The sequence below is a fragment of the Streptococcus suis genome (assembly GCA_024583055.1).
In the GTDB taxonomy this organism is placed as follows: Bacteria; Bacillota; Bacilli; order Lactobacillales; family Streptococcaceae; genus Streptococcus; species Streptococcus suis_V.
On record CP102145.1, the window covers coordinates 71546 to 84186 of the forward strand.

The window sequence follows — 12641 nt, forward strand, 5'->3', positions numbered from 1 at the left end:
CGGTTAGTCCGTTCTATTACTGGTGAAGATTCACTGTCGCTAGAATAATGTTTCTTAAGACTTATTTCTAGACATTAGTTCATAGAAGTATGGTGAACTTCCCTTTTATTGGAACTCCTCTACTTTTTCTGTGGGGGAGTTTTTGAGTGTTTTATGGTAAAATATTGAGTATGATTATATTGAACGGAAACAAGATTGAACGCTCTTTTGCGGGCGAAGTTTTATTTAACAATATCAACATTCAAGTGGACGAGCGGGATCGGATTGCCCTTGTCGGAAAAAATGGGGCAGGCAAGTCTACTCTGCTCAAAATCCTTGTTGGAGAAGAAGCAGCGACTAGCGGAGATATTTCAACCAAGCGTGATTTGTCCCTTTCTTACCTGGCACAGGACAGCCGTTTTGAGTCAGAAAATACCATTTACGATGAAATGCTCCATGTATTTGATGATCTGCGGATGACGGAGAAACGCCTGCGGTCTATGGAAGAGCAGATGGGCAGCCTATCTGGTAGCGACCTAGACCAACTGATGAAAACCTACGATAGTCTGTCAGAGGAATTTCGTCTGGCAGGTGGCTTTAGTTATGAGGCAGACATCCGTGCTATTTTGAATGGTTTTAAGTTTGACCAGACCATGTGGGACATGAAAATCTCCGAACTCTCTGGGGGGCAGAATACTCGTCTTGCTCTGGCAAAAATGCTGCTTGAAAGCCCAGAGTTATTGGTGCTGGATGAGCCGACCAACCACCTGGACATTGAAACCATTGCCTGGTTGGAAAACTATCTGGTCCACTACAAGGGAGCCTTGATTATCGTTAGCCATGACCGCTATTTCTTGGACAAGGTAGCGACTCTGACACTGGATTTGACCAAGCATTCCTTGGATCGCTATGTGGGAAATTATTCTCAATTTGTCGAGCTGAAGGAGCAGAAGTTACAGACGGAATTGCAAAACTATGAAAAGCAACAGAAGGAAATTGCCAAGTTAGAAGACTTTGTCCAGAAAAATATTGTCCGTGCTTCGACCACCAAGCGTGCCCAGGCTAGACGCAAGCAGTTGGAAAAGATGGAGCGACTGGACAAGCCAACAACTGGTCAGAAGTCTGCCAACATGACCTTCCAGTCGAACAAGACTTCAGGAAATATCGTCTTGACAGTGGAACATGCTGCGGTGGGCTACGATGGAATCATTCTTTCCCAGCCTATTTCCATTGACCAACGGAAACTAGATGCCATTGCCATTGTCGGTCCGAATGGAATCGGAAAAACTACCCTACTCAAATCTATCATCGGAGCTCTGCCATTTATCAAAGGGGAAGCCAAGCTAGGTGCCAATGTGGAAGTGGGCTATTACGACCAGACCCAGTCTGCCCTGACGCCTTCCAACACCGTTTTGGAGGAGCTCTGGTCCGCCTTTCCGACCACACCTGAAGTGGAAATCCGCAACCGCCTTGGAGCCTTCCTCTTCTCAGGTGACGATGTCAAAAAGTCCGTGTCCATGCTGTCTGGTGGGGAAAAAGCCCGCCTGCTCCTGGCCAAGCTGTCCATGGAAAACAACAACTTCCTCATCCTGGACGAGCCGACCAACCATCTGGACATCGACAGCAAGGAGGTCCTGGAAAATGCCCTCATAGACTTTGACGGCACCCTGCTCTTTGTCAGCCACGACCGCTATTTCATCAACCGCGTCGCCACCAAGGTGCTGGAAATCTCGGAAACTGGCTCCACGCTCTACTTGGGCGACTATGACTATTATTTGGAGAAAAAGGCAGAGCTGGAAGTAGAAGCCCAGCCTGACCAGCTAGAAGGTACCAGCCAATCAGCCGGATCCATGGACTACCAAGCCCAAAAGGAAAACCAAAAAGAGCAACGCAAACTGGCCCGACGCATCGAGCAAATCGAGGCAGAAATCGAGACCATCGAAAACCGCCTGAGTGAGCTCAACCAAGCCATGCTAGAAACTAATGACATCGGACAGCTGACCGATTACCAGAAAGAAATCGACCAATTGACTGCCCAACAAGAAAACCTCATGGAAGAATGGGAAGCATTATCCGAGCAGATGAGCTAGGTTGACAGCAAGTTGACAAGAGGCTCAAACCCTTGATAGAACAGGATTGCAAGCCAGTCTTGCGGAGTTAGCAAGACCACCTTTCGCTAAAAAAGTCCAGAGCAAGTCAGCCTTTCTTGGCAAATTTCGACCGATAAGCTAAGATAAGTATAGAGATTAGCATCACTTCTCGAAGGTGGTGTCAACATCTCAGCGCAGTGGTTGATTGGCAGATTTGTTCGTGTTGCACACTTCAAATCTGGCCTAATCAACTGTGCGGGGGCGGGACGACGAACTCTTTTTCATTTTTCGAGTTCTGTCCCGCTCCCTGAAAGGAGAAAGAAATGAACTTTGGACAGCAAATCAAAGACTTACGTAAGAAGGAAGGATTGACTCAGGAGCAGTTTGCCCTCAAACTCAATGTGACCAGGCAGGCCGTTTCCAACTGGGAAAATGATAAAAACCTACCTGACTTGGAGCTCTTGATTCTCATGTCCTCGGTCTTTTCGATCTCCTTAGATCAACTTATCTTAGGAGGAACTGACATGAACAACATGACAGAAAAACTTGTAAAAGACGGTCGCGAAGGCCGCCGTACCCAGATGCACCTGACCATTACCGTTATTGGTAGTTTTCTCATGCTTCTCGGCTTCGTCTGCTTTGTCATCAAAGCAAACTCAGTCGAATATGTCGATGCCAAGGGCATTCTGCATGAAAATTTTTATCTCATTCCAGTCGGCTACTTGCTGGTCTTTACAGGAGCCATTGCCACGCTCCTATCAGGACTAGCCCTGCACCGCTTTAGAAAAGAATACAAATAAGATGACCAAACACCAACGTTTTGCCAATAGCGACCAATTTTTCGCCTGTCCACATTGTGGGCAGGCTCTTGGTCTTGACCAGAGCAGCCTTCGCTGCCCCAACCGCCACACTTTTGACATTGCCAAGCAGGGCTATGTCAACCTGGCACCCCAGGTCAAGCAGTCCGCCAACTACCACAAGTCTAGCTTTGAAAACCGCCAGGCTTTTTTAGAGGCGGGCTATTACGATCATCTCTATGCGGCTTTGGAGGGGAAAATAGCAGAGCTGGGGTTATGTTCTGTCCTAGACATCGGTTGTGGGGAGGGCTTTTATTCCCGTAAGTTAGCCGAGAAAATGGACTTGGACATTCTTGCTTTTGATATTTCCAAGGACTCCATTCTCTTGGCAGCCAAATCTGACAGGACCAAGTCGGTCAAATGGTTTGTCGGTGACTTGACCAAGTTACCTATTCAAGATAAGACCATTGACGGTATCTTGGACATCTTCTCCCCAGCTAATTATCAGGAATTTGCCAGAGTGCTGAAAGCTGGTGGGGCTATTCTCAAGCTGGTTCCAGGGCCAAATCATCTCAAGGAGCTCCGCCATTTAGCTAAAGACCAACTCCGCAAGGAATCCTATGACAACCAAGATATCGTAGACCATTTCAAGTCATACATGGGACAGGTGGAGCAAGTGCTGATCAGTCGGACCTTGCCGATTAGCCTAGAACATGCCCAAGTCTTGGCAGACATGACGCCCCTCTTTTTCCAAGTGGACCAGTCCAAGTTGGATTTGAGCCAGCTGACCGAGATTACGATTGAGGGAGTGCTCTTGATTGGAACTATATAAAAATTGAAACCGCCTCTGGATATCAGAAGCGGTTTTGCTTTATTTCTCAAATTCTGCCTTGCTTTTTACATCGCCGTATTCTTCAGCGACTTCTTTGCTGAGGATGTCAGCGTAGCTGGCAAGGGAGGTGTCTTGTCCGTATTTTTTACGGAGGGCAGTAGTGACTAAGCGGTAAGCTAAGTTGGCATTGCGGGATAAGATTGGACCGTGGAAGTAGCTTCCGAAGGTGTTTTTATAGTGCAGGCCTTCGCCACCGTCTTCCTTATTGTTGCCATTGCCATAGACAACCTTGCCCAGCGGTTTTTGGTTGTCAGCTAGGAAGGTACGGCCTTGGTGGTTTTCAAAGCCATAGTAGGTTTCGTTGAACTCCTCATTGTGAATTTTGATGTCACCGATGTAACGGTTGTTGGTCTGGTTGAGGGTGTAGTGGCCCATGATACCTAGACCGTCAATCTTGCGGCCACCAGCTTCAATATAATATTGACCGAGCAACTGGAAGCCACCGCAGATAGCCAGCATGACACCGTCGTTTTCGATAAAGTCTGCTAGGCTGTCTTTTTTAGTCGGTAAATCCTTAGCAAGAATGGATTGTTCATAGTCCTGACCGCCACCGAAAAATGCGATGTCGTAGAAATTCTTGTCAAATTCATCTGTCAGGGAAACGATGTCCACCTGAACACGAGCCCCCAGCTTCTCAGCCACATACTTGAGCATGAGGATATTGCCATTGTCACCGTAGGTGTTCATCAAATCACCGTAAAGATGGGCGATGTGGAGATCGTAGTGATAGTCTTTTTCAGGACTTTTTAATGACGTATAGACCATTATTTCATCTCCTTTCCAACGGCTTGGCGTTGAGCCAGCAAGTCACGGAATTCCAGCATAGCCGTATAGGTTGCGAGGATATAGGCCTGCTGACTGCTCGACTGCTCAATCAAGGTCATAATATCTTCCAGTTTCGGCGTTTCAGTAATCTGGTCTTCAGGATAGCCAGTCACACGGAGGCGACGGGCGATTTCAGATGAACGAACACCGCCTGCAAAGACTTGAGGAATGTCCATTTGGGTAATCTGTTCAAAGTCAGCATCCCAAATCCAGCTGGTATCAATACCGTCAGCGTAGTTGGCATTGAGAAGGACGGACAGGCTAAAATCGTAAGGAGCCAATTTCATCATTTCAATAGCCTGAGTAGCACCAACTGGGTTTTTAATGAGGACCAAGGTACAATCCTTATCGCCCAACTTAAAGGTTTCTTGGCGACCAAAGACTGCCTTGGATTTGTCAAATCCTGCCTTGATTTTCTCAGGAGTCACACCGAAAAACTCTGCTACGCTGACAGCAGCTAGGGCATTGTAGATATTATATAGTCCGCCGATGTTAATCTTATAATCCTGACCATCAATAGCAAAAGTAGAAGAAGTATTGGTGATTTCTTTCAATTCGGTCAACTTGTAGTCCAGTTCAGGTCGGCTAAATCCACAGTTGCTACAGATGTAGCTGCCCAAGTTAGCGTAGGTATTGAGCTTGTACTGGATAATCTGGTGACAATGCGGACAGAGAACACCCTCGGTATTGTAATGAGCTAGACGAGGCTGATGCTCTTCTGTCGCAAAACCGTAGTACTTCACTGGATTGACGACTTTCGTCGAGTTAAAAAGTGGACTATCACCATTGGCCAGAATGGTTGCCTGCGGAGCTTTTGCAGCCCCGTCCAAAATCATCTGGTAGGTGGTATAAATCTCACCATAGCGATCCATTTGATCTCGAAAAATATTAGTGAAGACAATTAAGCTCGGCTTGATAAAGTCGGTTACACGAGCCAGGCTGGCTTCGTCGATTTCCAAGACGGCAATCTTCTTACCGTTTTTGTTTTTCTTGGCAGATAAAAATGTTGCCGTAATGCCTGTAATCATATTGGCACCACTGGTATTGGTCGTAATTTCTCCAAATGCTTCTTGAAGGATACCTACGGTCAAGGCTGTTGTTAGAGTTTTACCATTGGTTCCAGTAATCACAACGACTTCATAATCCTTAGCCAAACTATCTAAAATATGTTTATCGAATGTGAGGGCAATTTTCCCTGGCAGTGTGGTTCCTCGGCCCAGTTTGTTGAGGACAAACTGGCTGGTTTTTCCTGCGGCAATGCCGAGTAATGTATTTATTTTCATGGATTTATTGTAACACAAAGTGTCGGGATTTTCTAGAATGGAGAATAGTCAGAAATAGGGCGTAGCTAATCATGGGAAGAGACGGAAAAATATGGTACAATAGAAATACTAGTTTCCATTTGAAAAAGAAAATAAGAAAGAAAGTATTGAGGAATCCATGTTAAACTTAAACCAATTATTTGATGTTGGGTATTGGTCAAGTTTGATAGCCAGTCCTTGGACGGCAGCCTTGCATCTCATCGATATTAGTATCGTTCTCTATTTGATTTATAATTTTAGCAAGGCGATCGCAGGGACCAAGATTATGACCCTTATTCGAGGGGTATTCCTGTTCATTGTCGCCCAGCTTGTTGCAAGCTTGCTTGGGCTTCAGACTATTTCTTGGCTCATGAACCAGGTTATCACCTATGGGGTAATCGCAGCGGTTATCATTTTTGCTCCGGAATTGCGTTCAGTATTGGAAAAATTGGGTCGAACCACCCAGCTGTTTTCTTCTGCCAATCTTAGCACAGAAGAAAGCCTGGTTCAGGCCTATGTCCAGGCAGTTGCCTACATGTCTCCTCGAAAAATCGGAGCCCTGGTAGCTGTCGAGAGGGCCCAGACCTTGCAAGAGTACAAGTCAACAGGCATTCCTCTGGATGCGGATGTTTCGCGGGAATTGCTCATCAATATCTTTATTCCCAATACCCCTCTGCATGACGGTGCTGTCATTATTAAAGACGAAAAGGTAGCTGTGGCATGTGCCTACTTGCCATTGACGGAAAGTGCGGGTATTTCAAAAGAATTTGGTACGCGACACAGGGCTGCTATCGGCCTTTCAGAGGCTTCTGATGCCTTTGTTTTCGTGGTTTCAGAGGAAACAGGCGGCATCTCGACGGCCCATAATGGTATTTTCAGGCATAATCTGAGCCTGGAAGAATTTGAGCAGGAATTGCGTGACCTATTTGTGCCGACAGTTGCGGCCAAAAAATCTTGGTTGAGGAGGTTAGGTGGACGATGATGCACGAAAAATATAAGCAGATTGGACATTTGGTCCTGTCTATTCTCCTGTCTTTGTTGCTCTTCTTCTATGCTACCACGACCAATTATAAGAATAATTTAGTCGCTACTAGTGCAACAACGCAGAAAGAGTCGGAAACCTACACTTATACACTAGCCAATGTGCCGATTGATATTAGCTATGACAGTGATAAATATTTTATTTCAGGCTTTTCGCCTAGTGTGACTGTAGAGTTGACTGGCTCAGACCGGGTTATTTTGCAACGGGAATCTGATCCACTGACCAGGACCTTCCATGTAACAGCAGATTTAAATAATCTTGAGATTGGTCAACGGGCGGTAGAGCTGCAGGTGACCAACCTGCCTTCTGGTTTGAATGCCACTCTTTCTCCGGCTGAGATGAAGGTGAAAATTGGCTACAAGGTTAGCCGGAGTTATACAGTTGAAGGAAAGGTTTATAGCAATCAGCTCAAAACAGGTTATGCTATAGACAAGGTGTCTGTGACCCTAGACTCGGTTAAGGTCACGTCTGACGCCGATACCTTGGCACAAATCGATCACATAGAAGCAGTGGTCATGGACTTGGCAGAGCTTGACAAGGACTACAGTGGTAAGGCAACCATTCAGGCTGTTGACGCCGACGGCAATGTATTGCCGGTTGTTCTGTCAGAACGAACGACAAATATTCAAGTAACTGTAAAAGAAACGAAATAAATCAAATACATATTGAGGAAATTGAAAAATGGGTAAATATTTTGGTACGGACGGTGTCCGTGGTGAAGCAAACGTAGAATTGACGCCAGAATTGGCTTTCAAGTTGGGTCGTTTTGGTGGCTATGTTCTCAGTCAACACGAAACGGATACGCCACGTGTCTTTGTGGCGCGTGATACGCGTATTTCTGGACAGATGTTGGAGGCGGCTTTGGTTGCCGGCCTTCTCTCAGTTGGCATTCATGTATATAAGTTAGGCGTTTTGGCAACTCCAGGTGTGGCTTATTTGGTTCGCACGGAAAAAGCTAGCGCTGGTGTCATGATTTCTGCCAGCCACAACCCTGCTCAAGATAACGGAATTAAGTTCTTTGCGGGTGACGGTTTCAAATTGGACGATGCCTTGGAAGCAGAAGTTGAAGCACTCTTGGATGCTGAAGAGGACACACTTCCGCGCCCGTCTGCCCAAGGTTTGGGTGATGTGGTAGATTATCCAGAAGGCTTGCGTAAATACCAGCAATTCCTGGTGTCAACAGGCTTGGAATTGGAAGGGATGAAAGTTGCTTTGGATACATCCAATGGTGCAGCTGCAACCAGTGCCCGCCAAGTTTTTGCAGATCTGGGTGCTGAATTGACAGTTATGGCAGAACATCCAGACGGATTGAATATCAACGAGGGTGTTGGCTCAACCCATCCTGAGCAGCTACAAGAATTAGTTAAGGAAACAGGAAGCCAAATCGGTCTGGCCTTTGACGGTGACAGTGACCGCTTGATTGCTGTAGATGAAAATGGTGACTTGGTTGACGGTGACCGTATCATGTATATCGTAGGTAAGTACCTAGCAGACAAGGGTCTACTTGCTAAAAATACCATTGTCACAACTGTTATGTCTAACCTTGGTTTCCATAAGGCTTTGGACCGTGAGGGAATTGAAAAAGCTGTGACCGCAGTCGGCGACCGTTATGTTGTCGAAGAAATGCGCAAAGGTGCCTACAATGTCGGCGGTGAGCAGTCTGGCCACGTCATTCTCATGGATTATAACACTACAGGTGATGGTCAGTTGACCGCTGTGCAATTGACCAAAATCATGAATGAAACTGGTAAGAAATTGTCAGAATTGGCCACAGAAGTCACCATTTACCCGCAAAAATTGGTCAATATCCGTGTGGAAAACAGCATGAAGGACAAGGCAATGGAAGTGCCTGCTATTGCAGCTATCATTGAAAAAATGGAAGCAGAAATGGCTGGCAACGGTCGTATCTTGGTTCGCCCAAGTGGTACTGAGCCCCTCTTGCGTGTCATGGCAGAAGCGCCAACGGATGCAGAAGTGGACTACTATGTAGATACCATTGCAGATGTGGTCCGTGCTGAGATTGGAATTTAAACAGAAATCAACAATTCTTTGAGATGATTATATTGTCTAGATATAGAAGATTGAGTAGGCTACTCTAAAGACAGTGAAAATAAAAGTAAAAACTGGGGTTTGTTACTCCAGTTCTTTGATGTTGTGAGGAAATTATGAGTATTTTAGAAGTAAAGAATTTAAGTCATGGGTTTGGTGACCGCGCGATTTTTGAAAATGTCTCCTTCCGTCTCTTAAAAGGGGAGCATATCGGTCTTGTCGGTGCCAATGGTGAAGGGAAATCGACTTTCATGTCCATCGTGACAGGTCAATTGCAGCCAGATGAAGGAAAGGTAGAATGGTCCCGCTATGTAACAGCTGGCTATTTGGACCAGCATGCTAAACTAGAAAAAGGTCAATCTGTTCGTGATGTCTTACGGACAGCATTCGATGAACTTTTCAAGACAGAAGCGCGTATCAATGATATATACATGTCGATGGCAGAAGAGGGTGCCGATATGGATGCCCTCATGGAAGAGGTTGGCGAACTGCAGGATCGTTTGGAAAGCCGTGATTTCTATACGCTTGATGCCAAAATTGACGAAGTAGCGCGTGCCCTTGGTGTCATGGACTATGGCATGGACAAGGATGTGACAGAGCTATCTGGTGGTCAACGGACCAAGATCCTCTTGGCTAAACTCCTTCTGGAAAAGCCAGATATCTTGCTCTTAGATGAACCAACCAACTACCTGGATGCTGAACACATCGACTGGCTCAAACGTTACTTGCAGAACTATGAAAATGCCTTTGTCTTGATTTCGCATGACATTCCTTTCTTGAATGATGTGATTAACATTGTCTACCATGTGGAAAATCAGCTCTTAACCCGTTACACAGGGGATTATTACCAGTTCCAAGAAGTACATGCTATGAAGCGGGCTCAGTTGGAGGCAGCCTATGAGCGCCAGCAGAAGGAAATCGCGGACTTGCAGGACTTCGTTAACCGTAACAAGGCCCGCGTTGCGACACGAAACATGGCCATGTCCCGCCAGAAGAAGTTGGATAAGATGGAGATTATTGAACTCCAAGCGGAAAAACCAAAGCCATCCTTTGATTTCAAAATGGCTCGGACACCAAGTCGCTTTATCTTCCAAACGACTGATTTGGAAATTGGTTACGACCGTGTCTTGACCCGCAAGCCGCTTAATCTAACCTTCGAGCGCAATCAGAAAATTGCTATTGTCGGTGCCAATGGTATCGGGAAATCGACCCTGCTCAAGAGCTTGTTGGGTGTTATCCAGCCTCTGGGCGGCTCAGTCGATCGCGGCGAGTACCTGGAAGTGGGTTATTTCGAGCAGGAAGTGGCTGGTGGCAATCGTCAGACCCCGCTGGAAGCCGTTTGGGATGCCTTTCCAGCCCTTAACCAGGCAGAAGTGCGAGCAGCTTTGGCCCGTTGCGGTCTGACTTCCAAGCATATCGAAAGTCAGATTCAAGTCCTTTCAGGTGGTGAGCAGGCAAAGGTTCGCTTCTGTTTGCTCATGAACCGTGAAAACAATGTCTTGGTTCTCGACGAGCCAACCAACCACTTGGATGTGGATGCCAAGGACGAACTCAAACGTGCCCTTCAAGCCTACAAGGGATCAATTCTCATGGTCTGCCATGAGCCTGATTTCTATGAAGGCTGGGTTGATGATGTCTGGGATTTTAACGACTTGACGTAGACCAAAAGCTATCGAACGATAGCTTTTTCTCTTTCTTTATACTATAATATAAGTATAAAGAAACGAGGTCACACTGATTAGAACTCTTCAGAGGAAGTAAGAATGACAGACTATGTAAACTACAATCAAGAACGTTGGAATCGGGTTTCAGCTAGACAGGGAAATACCTATACAGTTCCGCTCAGTCATGAGGAATTTCTTGTTGACAAAGATAAGCCTTTATCCGTTTCTTTGACGGTTGGAAAGACCGTTCCACTTGACTGGTTTGAAAAAGCCCAAGGTAAGAAATTGCTGGGACTAGCATGCGGTGGCGGGCAACAGGGACCAATCTTTGTGGCTCACGGTTACCAAACGACCATTATGGATTTTTCCAAGGAACAGCTGGACAAGGATCGCTTGGTTGCGGATCGGGAAAATCTGAACTTGCAGACGGTGCAGGCAGATATGACGCAGCCTTTTCCTTTTGAGAATGAGACTTTTGACATCATTTTTTGCCCGGTTTCAAATGTTTATATCGAAGACCTGGAAAATATGTGGCGGGAATCTTATCGGGTTTTGAAAAAAGGTGGGCTGCTCATGGTGGGTTACATGAACCCTTGGATTTACATATTTGACGGGGACGATGTTTGGGATTGTCCAGAAAAGACCTTGGTTCCTAAATATTGCCTGCCTTTCAATTCACGGAAATTAGAAGAAGCAGGACAAATCACGATTAATCCAGAATATGGCTATGAATTTAGCCATACCTTAGAAGAACAAATTGCTGGACAATTGCGAGCTGGTTTTGCCATGATTGATTTTTATGAATCCAAAGACAGCCGCAATCGCCTGTCCCAATTTGGCACAGATTATCTGGCTAATTTATCTGTAAAGTAGCAATAGTTATTGGGGTTAGGTCTTGCTTTCTTTGGAATTTTTTATAAAATATATCTATATAACAAAAAACAGAGGAGCGTCACATGAGAGGAATGCGATTATTTGTTTTTCTAGTAGCTGGCTTATCTATCTTCAGCTTATCAGCTTGCCAGTCCACGGCTAAAGATAGTGGCGAATCGATTGAAGACTATCGAACAGAGTATGTCGGTGACAATAACAAGGTAGTTAAAATTGCCAGTTTGCAAGATTATCCAACGGCTTATCAGTATGACCATATAGAGATTCAGTCTGATGAAAAACCTTATGGATTGCGTGTTTTCCTAAAGGTTTCAAACTCTTCTGCTTCTGCTGAGCAAGCATTGGAGAAGAATCGTGATTCGATTTTTGAGTTAATCGCCAACCTTGATCGGTTAACCTTTGTGGACGCGGACACCGAAGAAGAAATTATTTCTTATACTAGAGATTTGAACAGCTCCCTGTCAAGTGGACAATGAAATAATAAAAGATTAGGCGACGGCCTTGTTCCTCAGTTCAAGAGGGGCAAGGCCGTTGTTGCGCTCTTGAAATGTTGATGATTGTAAAAATAGATGTAGGCATCAATATCTGAAACTAGCTCCTAAAAAGTCTTATATTTCTTCAAATCATAGCACTCCGTCTTAAAGTGCCCGAAGAAACTCTCAATTGGTGCATTGTCAATACACTTACCAACACGAGACATGGAGCGGGACATCTGATACTGGGTAGTTAAACGGTAATAATCTTTCGAAGTATACTACGAACCTCGGTCGCTGTGAATCAATGGGGTCGCATCAGGGTTAGCTTTCCGTGCTTTACGAAGCGTCTCTAACACCAATTCGTTATCATTACATAAGCGACAATTGAGCCGTCGTAAAGGTCCTTAATAGCACTCAAATAGGCTTTACAGCTGAAACCGTGCTTCAAGAAAGTCACATCTGTACACCATTTCTGATTTGGAGCAGTAGCTGTACAATTACGATTGAGAATGTTGTCCTCTACATTGACAAAGCTAGTCTTGGTACAATAGCCCTTGGCTCTTCTGATAATGGAACGTAGACCTAGAATATGCATCAAGCGACGAATCCGTTATATATTCTGATTATTTTGACGA

At 45.4% G+C, this 12641-nt stretch carries 11 protein-coding genes and 1 pseudogene; 9 read left to right on the forward strand and 3 right to left on the reverse strand.

Features of this window, described 5'->3' with window-relative positions:
* Window positions 1-170 precede the first annotated feature (170 nt).
* The 3 genes from NQZ91_00375 (at window position 171) to NQZ91_00385 (ending at window position 3698) form a co-directional block, all read left to right on the forward strand.
* On the forward strand, window positions 171-2069 hold the full coding sequence (locus tag NQZ91_00375; protein UUM57875.1) for an ABC-F family ATP-binding cassette domain-containing protein: 1899 nt from the start codon (window positions 171-173) through the stop codon (window positions 2067-2069).
* 323 nt (window positions 2070-2392) lie between these two features.
* Window positions 2393-2869 carry a DUF3955 domain-containing protein gene (locus tag NQZ91_00380; protein ID UUM57876.1) on the forward strand — a complete coding sequence of 159 codons (477 nt, stop codon included), beginning with the start codon at window positions 2393-2395 and terminating at the stop codon, window positions 2867-2869.
* 1 nt (window position 2870) lies between these two features.
* On the forward strand, window positions 2871-3698 hold the full coding sequence (locus NQZ91_00385; GenBank protein UUM57877.1) for a methyltransferase domain-containing protein: 828 nt from the start codon (window positions 2871-2873) through the stop codon (window positions 3696-3698).
* Window positions 3699-3737: 39 nt separating this feature from the next.
* On the opposite strand, the gene NQZ91_00390 is transcribed toward NQZ91_00385, so the two are convergent.
* Together NQZ91_00390 and NQZ91_00395 are read right to left on the reverse strand one after the other, a co-directional pair.
* On the reverse strand, window positions 3738-4523 hold the full coding sequence (locus tag NQZ91_00390) for a type 1 glutamine amidotransferase (GenBank protein ID UUM57878.1): 786 nt from the start codon (window positions 4521-4523) through the stop codon (window positions 3738-3740).
* Window positions 4523-5866 carry a Mur ligase family protein gene (locus NQZ91_00395; GenBank protein UUM57879.1) on the reverse strand — a complete coding sequence of 448 codons (1344 nt, stop codon included), beginning with the start codon at window positions 5864-5866 and terminating at the stop codon, window positions 4523-4525. The genes NQZ91_00390 and NQZ91_00395 overlap by 1 nt, the downstream gene beginning before the upstream one ends.
* A gap of 157 nt (window positions 5867-6023) precedes the next feature.
* Here NQZ91_00395 and cdaA point away from each other — a divergent pair, with 157 nt between their 5' ends.
* The 6 genes from cdaA to NQZ91_00425 all read left to right on the forward strand — a co-directional run bounded on the left by cdaA (window position 6024) and on the right by NQZ91_00425 (window position 12006).
* Window positions 6024-6866 carry a diadenylate cyclase CdaA gene (cdaA, locus tag NQZ91_00400; protein ID UUM57880.1) on the forward strand — a complete coding sequence of 281 codons (843 nt, stop codon included), beginning with the start codon at window positions 6024-6026 and terminating at the stop codon, window positions 6864-6866.
* Entirely contained in the window at window positions 6866-7579 is a 714-nt protein-coding gene (locus NQZ91_00405; protein ID UUM58786.1) for a CdaR family protein, read from the forward strand. The genes cdaA and NQZ91_00405 overlap by 1 nt, the downstream gene beginning before the upstream one ends.
* A 28-nt stretch (window positions 7580-7607) precedes the next feature.
* On the forward strand, window positions 7608-8957 hold the full coding sequence (gene glmM / locus NQZ91_00410; GenBank protein UUM57881.1) for a phosphoglucosamine mutase: 1350 nt from the start codon (window positions 7608-7610) through the stop codon (window positions 8955-8957).
* Window positions 8958-9091: 134 nt separating this feature from the next.
* Complete coding sequence (locus NQZ91_00415; protein UUM57882.1) at window positions 9092-10636, forward strand: ATP-binding cassette domain-containing protein; 1545 nt, start codon at window positions 9092-9094, stop codon at window positions 10634-10636.
* Window positions 10637-10738: 102 nt separating this feature from the next.
* Entirely contained in the window at window positions 10739-11512 is a 774-nt protein-coding gene (locus NQZ91_00420) for a class I SAM-dependent methyltransferase (GenBank protein ID UUM57883.1), read from the forward strand.
* Between the two features lie 92 nt (window positions 11513-11604).
* Window positions 11605-12006 carry a DUF4825 domain-containing protein gene (locus NQZ91_00425; GenBank protein ID UUM57884.1) on the forward strand — a complete coding sequence of 134 codons (402 nt, stop codon included), beginning with the start codon at window positions 11605-11607 and terminating at the stop codon, window positions 12004-12006.
* 12 nt (window positions 12007-12018) lie between these two features.
* Here the strand turns inward: NQZ91_00425 and NQZ91_00430 are convergent.
* Window positions 12019-12616: pseudogene (locus tag NQZ91_00430) on the reverse strand (IS3 family transposase).
* Window positions 12617-12641 lie beyond the last annotated feature (25 nt).